This is a genomic window from Sphingomonas fucosidasi (assembly GCF_036663855.1).
Lineage (GTDB): Bacteria > Pseudomonadota > Alphaproteobacteria > Sphingomonadales > Sphingomonadaceae > Sphingomonas > Sphingomonas faeni_B.
This window is the reverse complement of the sequence record NZ_JAXOJR010000011.1, coordinates 80074-98071: the sequence shown is the minus strand read 5'-3', so window position 1 is coordinate 98071 and position 17998 is coordinate 80074. Positions and strand designations below refer to the sequence as shown.

Sequence of the window (17998 nt, the reverse complement as noted above, 5' to 3'; positions counted from 1 at the left end):
CGCACGCGGTCCATAGCGGTGCGGCGCGACGCCCCCATATGACGACGATGCGTGAACAGGCCGTGAGCGACCTTCCCCTTCCCTTGGAAAACTGGTTCGCGTCGCGCGATTGGCGGCCGCGGCGGCATCAGCGCGAGATGCTGGCGGAAGGGCGCGCGGGGCATCATGCGCTGCTGGTGGCGGCGACCGGCGCGGGAAAGACGCTCGCCGGGTTTTTGCCGACGCTCGCCGAACTGATCGAGGCGCCCACTACCGGCCTGCACACGCTATACGTCTCACCATTGAAGGCGCTGGCGGTCGACGTGCAGCGCAACCTGCTGACACCGATCGACGAGATGGGCGTCGATATCCGCGTCGAGACGCGCACCGGCGACACGCCCTCCGACCGGAAGGCGCGGCAGCGGATCAAGCCGCCACAGATCCTGCTGACGACTCCTGAATCGCTTTCGCTGCTGCTCAGCTACCCCGACAGCATCACGATGTTCGAAAACCTCCACACGATCGTCGTCGACGAGGTGCACGCGTTCGCGACCGGCAAGCGCGGCGACCTGTTGTCGCTCTGCATGGCGCGGTTGCAGACGATCTCGCCGGGGATGCGTCGCGTCGCGCTGTCGGCGACGGTCGCGGATGCGGACGGCTATCGCGCGTGGCTCGCGCCCGACGGCGATATCGAGCAGGTTGCGATGGTGCGCGGCGAGCCCGGCGCGGATCCGAACATCGCGATCCTGCTGCCCGAGGGGCGCGTGCCGTGGTCCGGCCATTCGGGCCGCTATGCCGCCGCGCAGGTGATGGCCGAGATCGAGGCGCACGAGACCTCGATCGTGTTCTGCAACACGCGCAGCCTCGCCGAACTCATCTTCCAGGACCTGTGGAAGGTGAACGCGAACAACCTGCCGATCGGCGTCCACCACGGCAGCCTCGCGAAAGAGGCGCGGCGGAAAGTCGAGAACGCGATGGCCGAGGGGAAACTCCGCGCGCTGGTCGCGACGTCCAGCCTCGATCTCGGCGTCGACTGGGGCAATGTCGACTGCGTGATCCAGATGGGCGCGCCAAAGGGGTCGTCGCGGCTGTTGCAGCGGATCGGACGTGCCAACCACCGGCTTGATGAATCGTCTCAAGCGATCGTCGTGCCCGGCAACCGTTTCGAATATCTCGAGGCGCGCGCGGCGCTCGACGCGGTCGAGGCGGGCGAACTCGATGCGGACATCTTCCGTGTCGGCGCGCTCGACGTGCTGGCGCAGCACGTGATGGCGTGCGCCTGCGCGGCGCCGTTTCGCGAGGCGGATCTGCTCGACGAGATCCGCTCTGCACTCCCCTATTCCGCGCTGCCGACCGAGACGTTCGAGCGCGTGCTCCACTTCATCAGCGACGGCGGCTATTCGCTGAAGGCGTATGACCGGTTCAAGCGCCTGACCAAGGATGCGGACGGGACGTGGCGCGTCAGCCACCCCAAGTTCATCGGCCAGCACCGGCTGAACGCTGGGATCATCGTCGAGGCGACGATGCTGAACGTGCGGTTCGGCAATGGCCGCGTGCTGGGCCGGGTCGAGGAGGCGTTCGCGGCGCAGCTGAGCCACGGCGACACGTTCTTCTTCGCGGGGCTGAGCCTCGAGGTGATGAAGATCGATCTCGAGGATCTGGTCGTCCGCGCGACGTCGAAGCCCGCGCGGATCCCGACCTATGGCGGCAGCCGGATGCCACTGTCGACCAACCTCGCCGACCGCGTCCGCGGGTTCCTCGCGCATCCCGGCGACTGGGCGCGCTTCCCCGACGACGTGCGCGAATGGCTGGAGATGCAGGCGTATCGATCGGTGATGCCCGAGCCGGGGCAATTGCTGGTCGAGACGTTCCCGCGCGAGGGGCGGCATTACATGGTCGCGTACAGTTTCGAGGGGTGGAACGCGCACCAGTCGCTCGGCATGCTGATCACGCGGCGGATGGAGACGCAGGGGCTGAAGCCGCTGGGCTTCGTCGCGAATGATTATGCGCTGGCGGTGTACGGGCTGGAGAAGATTACCGATCCTGCCGCGCTGTTCTCGGCGGATATTCTCGAACACGAGTTCGTCGAGTGGGTGCAGCAATCGCATTTGCTCAAACGCGCGTTTCGCGAGGTCGCGGTGATCGGCGGGCTGGTCGAGCGCCAGCATCCGGGCAAGCGCAAGACCGGCAAGCAGGTGACGTTTTCGACCGACCTGATTTACGACGTGCTGCGCAAATACGAGCCGACGCATCTGTTGCTGGAGGCGGCCTGGGCGGATGCGCGCGCGCGGATGACCGATGTCGGGCGGTTGGCGTCGTTGCTCGATCGCGCGGCGGCGACGATGGTGCATGTCGATCTGGAGCGGGTCACGCCGCTCGCGGTACCGGTGCTGACGCTGATCGGCCGGGAGAAGGTGGCGACGAACAGCTCGGACGATGCGCTGCTGATCGAGGCGGAGGCGATGATCGCCGACGCGATGCGGCCGGATTGAGCCCCTTCCCGTTCGTCATCCTGACGAAAGTCAGGATCCAGAGCCACTAAGGACTACGTCTGTTACCCTGGATCCTGACTTTCGTCAGGATGACGGGAGTTGTTGTGAAGGCCATCGTACAAATAGGCCGTTGCGCACCCGTTGGATCAGGCGCAGCATTTGCAGCATGCACAGGTGGCTAGCCCCTCTATTGCTGGGCATCGCCGCCCAGGCCGGGGCTCAGGACGCAGCGTTCCCGAGGCCCAATGCTGCACCCTCTCCCAGTGCAGCATCCGCAGCAGAACCCGACCCCGCCACGCTCCTGTTCGTCGAAGACGAAACCCGAATGACCGTGCCGGTAACGATCGCCGGCGCCGGCCCCTTCCCCTTCGTCGTCGACACCGGCGCGCAGCGTACCGTCATCTCGCGCGAACTTGCCGCCACGCTCGGCCTCGCTCCCGGCCGGACCGTGCGCGTCACCGGCATGACCGGATCGGACAGCATCGGCACCGTCGTCATCCCCTCGTTGAAGGTCAGCGTGATCGGGAGCGCCCCGATCGAGGCGCCCGCGATCAGCGCGATCAATCTCGGCGCGCGCGGACTGCTCGGGATCGACACGTTGCAGGATCACGCGGTGACGATCGACTTCGACACCAAGACGATGACCGTCACCCCCTCGCGCAGACGACAGCGCCGCGAACGCACAGGTCCCGACGAGATCGTCATCAGAGCGCGAAGCCTGTTCGGGCAACTCGTCGTCACCGACGCGTACTGCAACGGCATCCGTATCCGCGTGATCCTCGACACCGGCACCTCGGTCAGCATGGCCAATGGTGCGCTCCGCCGACGAGTCACGCGCAAACTCGGCAGCGCGGCGCGCTCGCAACCGGTGTCGCTGACCGGCGTCACCGGCGAAACCGTGGTCGCCGACTACACCACGATCGACCGGGTCTCGATCGGCAACCTGACGCTCGGCGACCTGCCCGTCGCATTCACCGCCGTCGACGCGCCGCCGTTCCGCCAGTTCGGCTTGTCCGAGCGCCCGGCGATGCTGCTCGGGATGGACGTGCTGCAACTGTTCCGCCGCGTCGACATCGACTTCGCCAACCGCGAGGTCCGGCTTGCTCTGCCCCGCGGAACACGCCGGCGCTGAGAGCCGCGGGGCCGAGGTTGCGTCGGCGCGCGTTCGCTGCAACTCTCCCGATCGAAACGAAAAGGGGACGACGATGCGCGCGACTGGCTGGCTACTCACGGCGGCGATTCTGACGACACCATTCTCGGCGCAGGCGCAGACGCGGCCCGACCAGAAGGCGTTCCTGGGGCTCTACAAGGAACTGGTCGAGACCAACACGACACTGTCCGCCGGCAGTTGCACGCAGGCCGCGGCGCAGATCGGTGCGCGGCTGAAGACGGCGGGCTATGCCGATGCCGACATCACCTATTTCTCGGTGCCCGAGCATCCCAAGGATGGCGGGCTGGTCGCGGTGCTGAAGGGCTCGGACGCGGCGCTCAAGCCGATGCTGCTGCTCGCACATCTCGACGTGGTCGAGGCCAAGCGCGAGGATTGGGTGCGCGATCCGTTCAAGCTGATCGAGGAAGGCGGCTATTATTACGCGCGCGGTACCGTCGACGACAAGGCGCAGGCGGCGATCTGGTCCGATGCGATGATCCGCTTCAAGACCGGTGGGTACCAGCCCAAGCGGACGATCAAGCTCGCGCTGACCTGCGGCGAGGAGACGACGTTTGCGTGGAACGGCGCGCAGTATCTGGCGAAGGCGAAGCCCGATCTGATCGCAGCCGAGTTCGCGCTGAACGAGGGCGGCGGCGGGCGGCTCGACGACACTGGCAAGCGCCAGTTGCTCGCGATCCAGGTCGGCGAGAAGGCCGCGCAGAACTACACGTTCCTCAGCACCAACCCCGGCGGGCACAGCTCGCAGCCGACGCCGGAGAACGCGATCTACGAGCTCGCCGACGCCGTGAAGGCGGTGCAGGGGTATGAGTTTCCGGTGAAGTTCACCGACACGACCAAGGCGTTCTTCGCGGCGAGCGCGAAGGCGATGCCGGGCGAGATGGGCAGCGCGATCACGCGGTTGATCGCCAATCCCGAGGACAAGGCGGCGGATGCGATCGTCAGCCGCGACAAGGCAATGCACTCGACCTTGCGGACGACGTGCGTGGCGACGCTACTGAACGCGGGCCATGCGGAGAACGCATTGCCGCAGCGCGCGACGGCGAACATCAACTGCCGGATCTTTCCGGGCGAGACGGTGGAGGGCACGCTGGCCAAGCTGAAGGAACTGGCCGGCGCGAAGGTCACGGTGACCGCCAACCAGCCGGTCCGCCCGACCGCGATCCCGCCGACGCTCGATCCGAAGATCATGGGGCCAGTGACGAAGGTTGCGGCGAAGCACTTCCCCGGCATCCCGATCCTGCCGATGATGTCGACCGGCGCCACCGACGGCATCTTCTTCGAAGCGATCGGGATCCCGGTCTACGGCGTACCCGGTGTGTTCATCGACAAGGACATGGGCGGGATTCACGGCCTGAACGAACGCATCCGGGTCACGTCACTCTACGACGGCCGCGACTACCTCTTCGATTTGGTGAAGGCGTTCGCAGGTTGATGTCTCATGTCCCTCTCCCCTCCGGGGAGAGGGAGGGAGGAGCCGCAGGCGACGGAAGGGAGAGGGGTAGTTGGGACGAGGTCCCGAGCCTCACTCCCCTCTCCCTTCCCACCCGGCTTCGCCGTGCGGGCCCCTTCCCTCTCCCCGAAGGGGCAAGGGAGTTTAGACGGTGACCTGCTCGCCCAACTCTAGCACCTTGCCCGGCGGGATCTTCAGGAAGTCGGTCGGGTCGCTGGCGTTGCGTTGCAGGAACAGGAAGATCCGGTCCTGCCAGGGCGGCATGCCCTTCTCCGCATCGGGCTTCAGCGTGTTGCGGCCGATGAAGAACGAGGTGCGCATCGGATCGAGCCCGAGCTGCTCGGTCTTATTGCCGACCCCCAGATCGCGCGGCACGTCGGGCGATTCCATGAAGCCATAGGTGAGCACGACGATCGAGAAATTGGTGTCGACCCGCTCGACCTTCGCGCGCGCGGACTCGTCGACGAACGGGCGGTCGGCGGTGCGGATGCTGACGATCAGGTTGCGCTCGTGGAGCACCTTGTTGTGCTTGAGGTTGTGCAGCAGCGCGCCCGGCGTCGCATGCGGGTTCGCGGTCAGGAACACCGCGGTCCCCGACACGCGCTCGGGCGGGCGCTTCTCCAGCGCGGCGGCGAGGTCGCTGAGCGGGATGCTCTGACGCTTCTCGAACGCGCTGACGATCTTCTTGCCGCGCACCCAGGTGAAGATGATCAGCCCGATCGACGCGGCGATGACGAGCGGCACCCAGCCCCCCTCGATCACGCGGAGGATGTTCGCGCCGAAGAAGATCAGGTCGAGCGTCAGGAACGGCAGGATCGCCGCGAGCGCGAGCGGCCGCGACCAGTTCCAGCGATGACGGACGACGATATACGCGAGCAAGGTGGTGACGACCATCGTCCCGGTCACCGCGATGCCGTACGCGGCGGCAATCGCCGACGAGGTCTTGAACTGGATCACCAGCACCAGCACGCCGATCAGCAACAGCCAGTTGATTGCGGGGAGATAGATCTGGCCGGCGAACACCGCGGAGGTCTGGCGGATGCGCAGCCGCGGGAGCAGCCCGAGCTGGATAGCCTGCTGCGTGAGCGAGAACGCGCCGGTGATGACCGCCTGGCTGGCGATCACCGTCGCGAAGCCCGCGAGGATGATCAGCGCGGGGCGCAGCGATTCGGGCGCCATCAGGAAGAACCAGTCCTGATTGACGAAGGGGATGCCCTGCCTTGCTGCGTCCTCGAGCTTGGCGAGCGCGAACGCGCCCTGCCCGAGATAGTTGAGCGCGAGCGCCGGGAAGACGAGGAAGAACCAGCCGATGCGGATCGGCAGCTTGCCGAAATGGCCCATGTCCGCGGTCAGCGCCTCGGCCCCGGTGACGGTGAGGAACACCGCGCCGAGCACGAACAGCCCGGTGACGCCGTGGCTCGCGAGGAACGAGATACCGTAGGTCGGCAGGAACACGCGGACGATCGAGGGCTCGTCGGCGATGTGCCAGATGCCCAGCGCCCCGATCGCGACGAACCAGACGATGCAGACCGGGCCGAACAGCTTCGACACCTGCGCCGTCCCGCGCGCCTGGATCATGAACAGCGCGATCAGGATTCCGATCGTCAGCGCGCGGACGACGCCCTCGTTGAAGATATGCGCCGCGCTCGGGATCGTCCTGAGGCCTTCCATCGCGGAGAGCACCGACAGCGCGGGCGTGATGATTGCGTCGCCGTAGAACAAAGACGCGCCCGCCGCGCCGAGCACGATCGCGATCTTCGAGCGCATGCCGAGCGCGCGACGGGCGAGCGCAGCCAGCGCCAGCACGCCGCCCTCGCCCTGGTTGTCGGCGCGCATCAGGAAGATGACGTATTTGACCGTGACGACGAGGAACAGCGACCAGAGCGCGAGACTGAGCACACCGAGGATCTCGCTCGGATCGATGCCGCCGGCGGACGACTGGCCCAAGGCCTCACGAAAGGCATAGAGCGGACTGGTGCCGATATCACCGAACACCACGCCGATCGCGCCGACGGTCAGCGCAGCCAGCGCCGGGTGCGGATGCAGATGCGCTGCGGACATATCGGCGGGCGCGCAGACCTGCGCCGCCACGCCGCCGGCGGGCGGTTGATGGACTGCGGCAGTTTGCGGTGTTCCGGCTTCGGACGACATGGCGCGAAAAGCGCTCCTCATGAAGGGACGGCGCGCTTTACGCCGATTGCGGACATGCGCAAGTCCTGCTCGTCGCGGCGGATGTCCGCTTGATTCGCCGCGGCGGGGGCGGCATGGCGGGCGAATGGTTCCCTTTTCGTTCGGCGGACATGCGCTTCTGGCGTTGCCACAAGGCGCACTGTTCTGGCCGGAGCGGCGCGCGCTGCTGGTCGCCGACCTGCATTTCGAGAAGGCGAGCTGGTTCGCGGGTCGGGGGCAGATGTTGCCGCCTTATGATTCGATCGCGACCTTGGCCGATCTCACCGCGCTGGTCACGGCGACGGGTGCGCGCGAAGTCTGGTGCCTGGGCGATAGCTTCCACGACAGCGACGGGTGTGCTCGGTTGCCGCAGCGGGCGCAGGACATGCTGCGGGCGATGACCGATACCACGCGCTGGACGTGGATCACGGGCAATCACGATCCGGCGATCCTCGATCGGTGTGGCGGAGATGTCGTGGACGAGGTGGTCGTCGATGGGCTGGTGCTGCGGCACGAGGCGGACCGGACGGAGACGCGGCCGGAATTGTCGGGGCATTTCCATCCGAAGCTGCGATTGCGGGTGCGGGGGAAATCGGTCGCGCGGCGGTGTTTCGTAGCGACGGCGACGAAGCTGATATTGCCAGCGTTCGGGTCGCTGACCGGCGGGCTGGATGTCGACCATCCGGAGATCGTTCGCGCGGTGGGCGTTGGCGCAGAGGCGATGGTGCCGGTGGCGGACCGGATGCTGCGGTTCCCGGTGGCGGCTTAGAGTCCCAGTAGCGGCTTAGAGCTCTTCGGTCCTTGTTCGCGCCTCACTAACCCCTACCGTCACCCCAGCGGAAGCTGGGGTCTCCCTCGTGGCTCGGGACATCCGCCAAACCGGGATATTCCAGCTTTCGCTGGAATGACGGGCTTGGGGTGGGCGTCTTCTTAAGCCTTTCGCTTCAGCTTAAGCCTATCGCCTCAGTTCGAGATCGTCGGGAACGCCGCGCGGAACGCAGCCACCTTGGGCTTGTCCCACATCACGATGTACGGATGCGTCGGGTTCCGGTCGTAGAAATTCTGATGATACGCTTCGGCCGGATAGAACGTCCCCGTCTCCAGCTTCGTCACGATCGGTCCGGAGAACGCGCGCGTCGCGCCGAGCTGCGCGATGTACGACCGCGCCACCTGCGCCTGCGCTGGCGACTGCGGGAAGATCGCTGAACGATAACTGGTACCGCTGTCCGGGCCCTGACGGTTCAAGGTCGTCGGGTCATGCGCGATCGAGAAATAGACGCGGAGCAGCGTGCCGTAGCTGACGATCCGCGGGTCATAGGCAATCTTGATCGCCTCGGCATGACGAGTCGTCTCGGCCGCCACTTGGTCGTAGGTCGCGGTCGCCTTGGTGCCGCCGGCATAGCCGGTCGTGACCGCCTTCACGCCCTTCACATGCTCGAACACCGCCTCCATCGTCCAGAAACAGCCGCCGGCGAGTACCGCGGTCTGGATGCCGGGCGTCGCGGGCAGGTCGGTCTTGACGGCGGGGATGACGACGGCGCGGGCGCCCTGCGCGGTGCCGGTGGACATGAATGCACCGGCGATACCGACGGCGGCGAGCGTGGCGAGGAGCGGCTTTTTCATGTGTAGATACATGGGGTTGCCGCGATCGTTCGCCAAGACGCGCGCAAGATTAGCGGCTCGTGGACGCGCTGTGTTCGAAATGGCTGGCGAAGGTCTGGCGCGCCTCTGCGGGCTGGAGCGCGAGCAAGCCGATGGCGCCGAGGACGAAACCGCCGCTGAACTGCCAGAAGAAACTCGACTTTACGATGCTGCGCATGATGCGATCCCAATGAAACCAAGTGACGACACCGACCGGTGGGCCGGTGTCAGCTACGTACCGGCATGTCGTAGAGATGCCGGACAACCACAATGTCGTTTTTAGAAACTCTCGATTAACGCGCCGTGGCCGATGCGTTCATCGTGCAGCAGGGATCGCCCGGCAGGATTGCCGGGAGATGTCGCCGCGTGTCTCGAATGTTGCGCGAACCTTGCGATCCTCCCCCGCAAGGGGGGGGTGGCTGGCACTTGCCAGACGAAGGGGGAGGTCAGCGACGACCGCTGTTCCGTATCCGCCCCCTCCGTCGCTTCGCGCCCCCCCCCCTGGCGGGGGAGGATCGTTTGTCACTTCAGCGCGGCGCAGGCCGTCTGGATGCGCGTGCACGCCTCGCGGAGCAGCGCGTCGGACGTCGCATAGCTGATCCGGAACGCGGGGCTGAGACCGAACGCGGCGCCCTGCACGACCGCCACCTTGGCGTCGTCGAGCAGATAACCGACCATCGCCTCGTCGGTGTCGATCAGGCGGCCGTTTGGCGTCGTCTTGCCGATCAGCTCGGCGAAGGACGGATAGACGTAGAACGCACCCTCGGGCGTCGGGCAGTGCATGCCGTCGATCTCGTTGAGCATCTTGACCACGAGATCGCGACGGCCCTGGAACGCGGTGTTGCGCTCGGCGAGGAACGACTGGTCGCCGTTGAGCGCCGCTACCGCCGCTGCCTGCGCGATCGAGCACGGGTTCGAGGTCGACTGCGACTGGAGCTTGGCCATCGCCTTGATCAGCCACGCCGCACCGCCGGCATAGCCGATCCGCCAGCCGGTCATCGCATAGGCCTTCGAGCAGCCGTTGACGGTCAGCGTACGCTCGAACAGCTCGGGGCAGGCCTCGGCGATGGTCGCGAACTTGAAACCGTCATAGACGATGTGCTCGTACATATCGTCGGCGAAGATCCACACGTGCGGATGCTTCGCCAGCACCGCGCCGAGCGCCTTCAGTTCGTCGATCGTGTAGCCGGCCCCGGTCGGGTTCGATGGCGAGTTGAGGATCACCCACTTGGTCTTCGGCGTGATCGCGGCGTCGAGCGCGGCCGGATCGAGCTTGTAGCTGACCTCCGGGCCCGCCTTGACGATGACGGGGACGCCGCCCGCAAACTGGACGACATCGGGATAGCTCACCCAGTACGGCGCGGGGATGACGACCTCATCGCCCGGATCGATCGTCGCGACCATCGCGTTGAACAGGGTGTGCTTGCCGCCGACGTTCACGCTGATCTGGTCGGTGGTGTACGTCAGCCCGTTGTCGCGCGCGAACTTGGCGACGATCGCCTGCTTCAGCTCGATCGTGCCGTCGACGTTGGTGTATTTGGTCTTGCCGTCGCGGATCGCCTGGATCGCGGCCTCTTTGACGAAGTCCGGCGTGTCGAAATCGGGTTCGCCCGCACCGAGGCCGATCACATCGACGCCTGCGCGCTTCAGTTCGAGGACGCGGCTGGTGATCGCGAGCGTCGGCGAAGGGCTGATGCGACCGAGCGCGGCGGATGCGTGCATGATGGAACCTTTGCGGTTGTCCGCAGTTTCGGGCCGCGGAATTCGCGCGGGCTATACGCTCCGCTTAGCCGAATTCGCAACCGTAACGATGGCCGGAATCAACCCGCGAACCGCATTTCCGACGCAGAATCCGCCTGCGAGGTCCGCGCGGGTGACCTGAGCCTCGATGGCCCGGCCCGAATCGAGGAGTTCGGCGCGGAAGATGCCCGGGAGCAGACCATTCCGTAGCGGCGGCGTCACAAGGAGTGTTTCACGCTGGACGAACAGCGAGGTGAAGCTGCCTTCTGTGAGGAAGCCGTCCGCGTCCTCGAACAGTACCTCGAACGTGCCGGCCGCGTGGCGCGCATCGTCGTAGAAGCCGCGCGCGGACGTCTTGTGACGCAGGCGGAAGTCGGCGGCGGCGACCGGCAAGGGGACGATCGTAACAGTCGCCTGCGCGGGGGACTGCGGCAGTGGCGCGGATTCGATCGCGATCGCCCCCGACGGGCTCAGCAACAGGCGGATGCGGCGGGGTCCGCGCAACCGGAAGGTCGCCGCCTGCAGCTCGTTGCGCGCAGTATGGCGGTCGAAGGTGAAGCCGAGCGCCTCGGCACTCTCCTTCATCCGCGCGAGATGCGCTTCGAGGCGGGTCAGGCCTTCGTCGGAATCGAACGCCATCGTCTCGATCAGGTCGAAGGGGCGCTGGCCCGCGTTGACGAACGCGCCCTTGGCGTGGCATTCCGCCCATTCCGCGTCCGCGTCGCTGTCGGCGACGATCCCCGAGCCGAGACTCATCATCGCCGCGCCGTCCCTGATGGCGAGCGTACGGATCGCGACGTTGAAGATCGCGTCGCCGTTCGGATCGAGGCGGCCGATCGCGCCAGTGTAGATGCTGCGGACGCGCGCGTGCTCGACCTCGGCGATGACCTCCATCGCGCGCTGTTTGGGCGCGCCGGTGATCGATCCGCACGGGAACAGCGCGGTCAGCACGTCGACCGCGTCGCAATCGGGTTTTAGCGTCGCGGTGACGGTCGAGGTCATCTGGTGGACGGTCGGATAGGTCTCGACAGTGAATAGGTCGGGGACCGCGACCTTTGTGGCGACGCGCGACAGGTCGTTGCGCATCAGGTCCACGATCATGAGGTTTTCGGCGCGCTGTTTGGGGTCGGCCGCCAGTGCCTCGGCGAGTGCGCGATCGGCGTCGGGCGTTTCGCCTCGCTGCGCGGTGCCCTTCATCGGGCGGCAGGTGAGCGTGTCGCCGTCGAGCGCGAAGAAGAGTTCGGGCGACAGCGACAGGAAGCGCGTCTCGCCGGTGTCGATCAGCGCGCCATAGCCCGCCTTCGCCTGCCGCCGCAGCCGGGCGTACAGCGCGAGCGGATCGCCGACGAAGGGCACGCTGGCGGCGAAGGTGAGGTTCGCCTGGTAGATGTCGCCCGCCGCGATCAGGTCGAGCACGCGCGACAGGCTCGCGTCGTAGGTTTCGCGGTCGATCAGCGGCTTGGGAGCGCCGGTCCACGCGCCGGCGGGGTCGGGGAGCAACGCGGCGACGTCTTCGGGCGCTATCGTCTTGTAGTCGGCGAACAGGCCGAACCAGAGCAGCGGCCCCTCGGCGCGGACGTCGATTGGCTTCGAGGAGAGTGCGGCGCCGGCTTCGTAGGTGAGGTATCCGGCAGCGTGCAGTCCTTCCGCGCGGGCATCTCTCAACGCGTCGAGCGCCGGGCGTACCTCGGCGAGCGTATCGGCGCGGACGATCCGGACCGGGTCGCGGTACAATCGTGCAGGAGCGCCCCCCACGCGGGCGTCATCGAGCAAAACGAAGGGCGCAGTCCACATCGCCGCGACTGTTGCACGGGGCATGGGGCAAACCGCAAGCGGCGATTGCTCCGACCGACGCGCTATCCTATTTCGGGGCCATGACAAATCCACCACTCCGCGCTGCGATCGTGCCGGTTACGCCGATCCAGCAGAACTGCACGATCCTCTGGTGCACCGCGACGATGAAGGCCGCGGTGATCGATCCGGGTGGCGACCTGCCACGGATCATGGCGGCGGTCGAACAGGCGGGGGTGACGGTCGAGAAGATCCTGCTGACGCACGGCCATATCGATCATGCCGGTGGTGCCAAGCGGCTGTCGAACGATCTCGGCGTGCCGATCGAGGGCCCGCACGAGGCGGATCGCTTCTGGTTGCAGCGGCTCGATCAGGACGGGCCGAAATACGGGATTTCCGGCGTGAATTTCGAGCCGGACCGGTGGTTGGTCGAGGGCGATACGGTGTCGGTCGGGGACCTCGTTCTCGACGTGTACGAGACGCCGGGGCATACCGAGGGTCACGTGATATTCCACCACGCGCCGTCGAAGTTCGCGCAGGTTGGGGACGTGTTGTTCCAGGGGTCGGTCGGGCGTTCGGACATGCCTGGGGGGAACCATCAGACGCTGGTGAAGTCGATCGTCGAGAAATTGTGGCCGCTGGGGAGCGATACGAGCTTCATCCCGGGGCATGGGCCGGCGAGCACATTCGCGCATGAACGGGCGACGAATATGTTCGTGAGCGATCGAGCTTTGGCGGCGTAACGTCCGCTCGCGGCACTATCCGTTCCCCCGCGAAGGCGGGGGTCCAGGATACCAAGCGATAGCGCCCGTAACCCTGGGCTCCCGCCTTCGCGGGAGAACGAGACAAGATAGAAGCGCGACCGAGACGTTACTCCACCCCGGCAAAGGCCGGGGCCCAACTGGAAAGGTTGCAGTAACGGAGCGCGGCCGACGCCAAACTTCGTCCCCCAATTGGGCCCCGGCCTTCGCCGGGGTGGTTGCGGGGGGGGGGGGGGCGCCTACTTCCGCTCGCCCGCCGTCTCAGCCCGCACCGACTTGAACTCCGACCCGTCGCGCCATTCGGGCCACGCCCGGCTGTTCGCCAGATTCGTGCCGATCGTCTGGAACAGCCCGACGTCCTGCGCCGCACCGCGGAAGTCCCAGTCCGCGCCCCAGGCGTCGCAGGTCTGGTGATAGCATTTCATATAGCCGTCGAGCCAAGCCTGCCCCGCGGTTCGGCCGCCCTTGACCAGGTCGGGCGCGCCGCTGATCGCCATCAGCAGCAGCGTCGGCACGCCGCGTCGCGCGACCGAGAAATGATCGGCGCGGTAGAACAGCCCGCGTTCAGGAAGGGCTTCGGGGGTTACGACGCGGCCTTGGGCCTTTGCAGCGTCACCCAGCATATCCTCGAGATTGTTCTGCCCTGCCCCGACGAGCATGACGTCCTTTGCAGGGCCAGCCGTCTGGAGGATGTCGAGCGTCAGGTTGGCGACCGTCTTCGCCGCCGGATAGACCGGGTTCACCGCATAGGTTTCCGACCCTAGCAACCCGCGCTCCTCGCCGCTCCACAGCGCGAAGACGAGGCTGCGGTCGGTCCGCGGCGCCTTGGCGAAGGTGCGTGCGAGTTCGAGCACACCCGCCACGCCGAGCCCGTCGTCGTTCGCGCCGGGTCGGATCGTCCGTCCCTGCGCGTCGGGCGCGCCGATGCCGTACGCGTCCCAGTGCGCGCCGAACATAACCACTTCGTCCGCGTGCTTGGTGCCCGGCAGCTTGGCCAGCACGTTCTGGCTTACGGCGGTGTCATGCTTCACCGGCAGGTCGGTGGTGAACGCCTGCTTCAGCGCGACCGGGCGGAAATCGCTCCGCCGCGCCGCTTTGCGCATCGCTGCCAGATCAAGGCCTGAGGCTGCGAACAACCGAGTCGCCGCGCCACCCTCGAGCCAGCCTTGCAGCATCACCCGCGATTCGGGGTCTTTTCGCACAATGTCGTAATTCTCGCCGGCCGGGGCGGTCACCGTGCTCCAGCCATAGCCCGCCCCCGGCGTGTCGTGGACGATCAGCGCCGCCACCGCACCACGTCGCGCGGCTTCCTCGTATTTGTACGTCCAGCGGCCGTAATAGGTCATCCGGCGGTCGCCGAACTTGCCCTTCGCATCGTCGCCCGCGACCGCTTCGAAATCGGGATCGTTGACGAGGAACACCGCGACCTTGCCCGTCAGGTCGAGCCCCTTGAAGTCGTCCCAGCCGCGCTCGGGCGCGCTGACGCCGTAGCCGACGAACACCATCGGCGCGCCCGCGATGGCGACGCGATCGACGCCACGGACGGTACTGAGATAGACGTCACGCCCCTGCACCAGCGCGGTATCGCCAGCGCGGACAGTGCCAGAACCCATCCGGGTGTGGACGAGCGGGACGGGCTGCGTCCAGTTGCCGTTCGGCCCGCCGGGCTGTGCCTTCATCGCCTTGAACTGCGCGATCAGCCAGGCGATCGTCTTGCTCTCACCCGGCGTACCTGGCGCCCGCCCCTCGAACGCATCGGAGGCCAGCGTTTTCACATCAGCAGACAATCGCTCGGGCGAGACCTGCGCCACGGCAGGGCATGCCGCCAAAAGGGCCACGGCGGGAAGGAAGCGAAGCGCGCTCATGCCCGGCCACCCGACGGCACGACCTGAAAGGTCTTGGCGGCCGGTACGCTGTTAGCCTGATACGCGATCGTCAGCGCCCAGCCTGCGAGCAGCGCAAGCACCGCCCACGTGCCGAGGATTCCGCCGGCGCGCGGCACGCTCGATGTCGCGCGGTCCATCCCGAATGCATGCGCAACGCGCGCGATCACGAACACGACGCCCGCGATCCACAGCCACATCGTCGATCCGCCGGCGAGTTCGATCAATCCCAGCAGGATCAGGATGAACGGCGCATATTCGGTGAAGTTCGCATGCGCGCGCATCCGCCCCTGCAACAGCGCATTGCCGTTATCGCCCAGCAGCACCTTGTCCTTCACCCGGATCGGCACGATTCGGAAAGCGAGCCACAGATTGACGACGGCCGCGGCCGCTGCGATCGTCAGTGTCACGGGTAATATCACGGCGTTGCCCCTCGTTCAGTGTCGGACCGGGTCCTGCCACTCGCGCCCAATGGTTGCAACGCGGGGGCGAAAGCTTGCAACGCGGGACGAAATCGCTATAGCCCCACGCTTCGCGAGCGTCAGGCCGCATGGGTTGCTTCAGGCGGCCGGCATTCATGTCGGTTGCCGAGTTCCGTGTCCGGGCGTACTCGGAGCCCCGACCTTTAGATTGAACAAGGTGCCGAAATGGCCGTCCCCAAAAGAAAAACCTCGCCCTCCAAGCGCGGCATGCGCCGTGGCCACGACTCGCTCACGATCGCGTCGTTCCAGGAATGCCCGAACTGCGGCGAACTGAAGCGCCCGCACAACCTCTGCGGCTCGTGCGGCCATTACAATGGTCGTGAAATCCTCTCGGTCGAGGGTTGAGGTCCAAAGCCTCTAGCTTGAACGAAGGATAGGCAATGCCCGACAGCGGCTGGATCGCGGTCGACGCGATGGGTGGCGATGACGGGCTGGCAGTGATGCTCGCCGGTGTTGCGCTCGCGCGTCATCAATTCGAGGGTATGCGCTTCCTGCTGGTCGGCGACGAAGCTGCGATTCGCGAGGGGCTCAAGGCTCATCCGAACCTGTCGCAGCATTCGGAGATCGTCCACGCGCCGGAAGTCGTTGGGTCGAGCGAAAAGCCGACCCAGGCGATTCGCCGCGCAAAGAAGACCTCGATGGGCGTCGCGATCGACCTGGTGAAACAGGGTCGCGCCGCCGCCGCAGTGTCGTCGGGCAATACCGGCGCGCTGATGGCGATGGCGAAGCTGTCGTTGCGGATGCTGCCCGGGATCGACCGGCCGGCACTCGCGGCGCGTCTGCCGACGCTGGGCGATACCGACATGGTCATGCTCGACCTCGGCGCGAACACCGAGTGCGATGCGCGAAACCTTGTCCAGTTCGCAATCATGGGCGCCGCCTATGCGCGCACCGCACTCGACATCCCGCATCCTCGTGTGGCGCTGCTAAATATCGGCAGCGAAGACATGAAGGGCACGGACGAGATCCGCGATGCAGCCGCGCAATTGCGGGCGACCCCAGCGGTCGACATGCAGTTCAACGGCTTCATCGAGGGCGACCGACTGTCGCGCGGCGAAGTCGACGTGGTCGTGTGCGACGGCTTCTCGGGCAACATCGCGCTGAAGACCGCCGAGGGCACCGCGCGATTCGTCGCCGACCTGCTCAAGCGCGCGTTCCGCAGTTCGGTCCGCTCGAAACTCGGCTTCCTGATCTCACGCCCCGCGACCGAATTGCTGCGCGATCACCTCGATCCCAACAATCACAACGGCGCGGTATTCCTTGGCCTCAACGGCATCGTCGTGAAGAGTCACGGTGGCGCGACCGATCGCGGCGTCGCGACCGCGATCGGCAATGCCGCCAAGATGGTCCGCAACGATCTGATCCGGCGCATCGCCGACGATCTCGGCAGCGTGGAGAAGGCGGCATGATCCGTTCGGTCGTCATCGGTACCGGCTCCGCCCTGCCCGCGCGTCGCGTCTCGAATGCGGAACTCGCGGAACAGGTCGACACCAGCGACGAGTGGATCGTCGAGCGCACCGGCATCCGCTTCCGCCACATCGCCGGCGAAGGCGAGACGACCGCAACGCTCGCCGCCGACGCGTGCCGCGCCGCTTTGGCCGCAGCCGGGATCGAGGCGCAGAGCATCGACCTGATCGTGCTCGCCACCGCGACCCCCGACCAGACCTTCCCGTCGAGCGCCACCAAGGTGCAGGCGATGCTCGGGATCGACGACTGCGTCGCGTTCGACGTCGCCGCGGTCTGCTCGGGCTTCCTCTACGCGGTGCAGGTGGTGGACAGCATGATCCGCAGCGGCGTCGCCAAGCGCGCGCTGGTGATCGGCGCCGAGACGTTCAGCCGCATCCTCGACTGGGAAGACCGGACGACCTGCGTGCTGTTCGGCGACGGCGCCGGCGCGATCGTGCTGGAGGCGCAGGACACCGCCGATGAAGGCGGTCGCGGCATTCTCACGACCAAGCTGCACGCCGATGGCCGGCACAACGAACTTCTCTATGTCGACGGCGGCGTCTCGACGACCGGCACCGTCGGCAAGCTTCGCATGAAGGGTCGCGAGGTGTTCCGCCATGCGGTCACCAACCTAGCCTCGGTGATGACCGAGTCGCTGGCGATGGCCGGGCTCGACGCGGATCAGGTCGACTGGGTCGTGCCGCATCAGGCGAACGCCCGCATCCTCGATGCGACCGCGCGGAAGTTGGGGCTCGCCCCTGCCAAAGTCGTGGTCACCGTCGACCAGCACGCGAACACGTCGGCCGCCTCCGTACCGCTGGCTTTGGACGTCGCGGTCCGCGATGGACGCATCCAGCAGGGGCAGATCGTCGTGCTCGAGGCGATGGGCGGCGGTTTTACCTGGGGCGCCGCGGTTATCCGGTTCTAATTCTGGCGAAAATCTCGATTCGCTTGTAGAACAAAACTTCTTCCGGTCCCCTTCGCGCTTGTGTA

Annotated in this window: 15 protein-coding genes; 8 read left to right on the top strand and 7 right to left on the bottom strand. The window is 66.5% G+C overall.

The genetic code is table 11. From position 1 onward, the window contains the following. Nucleotides 1–62: 62 nt before the first annotated feature. From U1737_RS17735 to U1737_RS17725, 3 genes are all read left to right on the top strand, one after another. Complete coding sequence (locus U1737_RS17735) at nt 63–2471, top strand: ligase-associated DNA damage response DEXH box helicase (RefSeq protein ID WP_332797689.1); 2409 nt, start codon at nt 63–65, stop codon at nt 2469–2471. A gap of 325 nt (nt 2472–2796) precedes the next feature. After that, on the top strand, nt 2797–3603 hold the full coding sequence (locus U1737_RS17730; protein ID WP_332797688.1) for an aspartyl protease family protein: 807 nt from the start codon (nt 2797–2799) through the stop codon (nt 3601–3603). 73 nt (nt 3604–3676) lie between these two features. Beyond that, nucleotides 3677–5074 (top strand): M20/M25/M40 family metallo-hydrolase, encoded by a 1398-nt coding sequence (locus U1737_RS17725; RefSeq protein WP_248524578.1) that lies wholly within the window; start codon nt 3677–3679, stop codon nt 5072–5074. Between the two features lie 162 nt (nt 5075–5236). Here the strand turns inward: U1737_RS17725 and U1737_RS17720 are convergent, their stop codons facing one another. After that, nucleotides 5237–7153, bottom strand: a complete 1917-nt coding sequence (locus tag U1737_RS17720; RefSeq protein ID WP_332797727.1) for a potassium transporter Kup — start codon at nt 7151–7153, stop codon at nt 5237–5239. Between the two features lie 214 nt (nt 7154–7367). On the opposite strand from U1737_RS17720, the gene pdeM reads away from it, so the two are divergent. Next, nucleotides 7368–8030: a ligase-associated DNA damage response endonuclease PdeM gene (gene pdeM, locus U1737_RS17715; RefSeq protein WP_248524576.1), complete on the top strand. Its 663-nt coding sequence runs from the start codon at nt 7368–7370 to the stop codon at nt 8028–8030. 194 nt (nt 8031–8224) lie between these two features. Here pdeM and msrA read toward each other — a convergent pair whose 3' ends face one another. The 4 genes from msrA to pabB form a co-directional block, all read right to left on the bottom strand. After that, the gene (gene msrA, locus U1737_RS17710) at nt 8225–8884 is read right to left on the bottom strand and encodes a peptide-methionine (S)-S-oxide reductase MsrA (protein WP_332797687.1); all 660 of its coding nucleotides are present in this window, start codon (nt 8882–8884) and stop codon (nt 8225–8227) included. 49 nt (nt 8885–8933) lie between these two features. Next, nucleotides 8934–9080 carry a hypothetical protein gene (locus U1737_RS17705; RefSeq protein WP_248524572.1) on the bottom strand — a complete coding sequence of 49 codons (147 nt, stop codon included), beginning with the start codon at nt 9078–9080 and terminating at the stop codon, nt 8934–8936. Nucleotides 9081–9424: 344 nt separating this feature from the next. Next, entirely contained in the window at nt 9425–10624 is a 1200-nt protein-coding gene (locus U1737_RS17700; protein ID WP_332797686.1) for a pyridoxal phosphate-dependent aminotransferase, read from the bottom strand. 51 nt (nt 10625–10675) lie between these two features. Next, nucleotides 10676–12460 carry an aminodeoxychorismate synthase component I gene (pabB, locus tag U1737_RS17695; protein WP_332797685.1) on the bottom strand — a complete coding sequence of 595 codons (1785 nt, stop codon included), beginning with the start codon at nt 12458–12460 and terminating at the stop codon, nt 10676–10678. Between the two features lie 56 nt (nt 12461–12516). On the opposite strand from pabB, the gene U1737_RS17690 reads away from it, so the two are divergent. Further along, nucleotides 12517–13176, top strand: coding sequence for an MBL fold metallo-hydrolase (locus U1737_RS17690; RefSeq protein ID WP_248524570.1), 660 nt, complete (start codon nt 12517–12519; stop codon nt 13174–13176). Between the two features lie 257 nt (nt 13177–13433). Here U1737_RS17690 and U1737_RS17685 read toward each other — a convergent pair whose 3' ends face one another. Together U1737_RS17685 and U1737_RS17680 are read right to left on the bottom strand one after the other, a co-directional pair. Further along, on the bottom strand, nt 13434–15059 hold the full coding sequence (locus U1737_RS17685) for a M28 family metallopeptidase (protein ID WP_332797684.1): 1626 nt from the start codon (nt 15057–15059) through the stop codon (nt 13434–13436). Beyond that, nucleotides 15056–15499: an MAPEG family protein gene (locus U1737_RS17680; protein ID WP_248524567.1), complete on the bottom strand. Its 444-nt coding sequence runs from the start codon at nt 15497–15499 to the stop codon at nt 15056–15058. The genes U1737_RS17685 and U1737_RS17680 overlap by 4 nt, the downstream gene beginning before the upstream one ends. A 225-nt stretch (nt 15500–15724) precedes the next feature. Between U1737_RS17680 and rpmF the strand changes: the two genes are divergently transcribed. From rpmF to U1737_RS17665, 3 genes are read left to right on the top strand one after another with little or no spacing between them, the layout of a single operon-like run. Beyond that, nucleotides 15725–15904 carry a 50S ribosomal protein L32 gene (gene rpmF, locus U1737_RS17675; RefSeq protein WP_128455117.1) on the top strand — a complete coding sequence of 60 codons (180 nt, stop codon included), beginning with the start codon at nt 15725–15727 and terminating at the stop codon, nt 15902–15904. 35 nt (nt 15905–15939) lie between these two features. Next, nucleotides 15940–16968 carry a phosphate acyltransferase PlsX gene (gene plsX, locus U1737_RS17670; protein ID WP_248524566.1) on the top strand — a complete coding sequence of 343 codons (1029 nt, stop codon included), beginning with the start codon at nt 15940–15942 and terminating at the stop codon, nt 16966–16968. Next, nucleotides 16965–17933 (top strand): beta-ketoacyl-ACP synthase III, encoded by a 969-nt coding sequence (locus U1737_RS17665; protein ID WP_332797683.1) that lies wholly within the window; start codon nt 16965–16967, stop codon nt 17931–17933. Before plsX ends, U1737_RS17665 begins: the two co-directional genes overlap by 4 nt. Nucleotides 17934–17998: the final 65 nt, after the last annotated feature.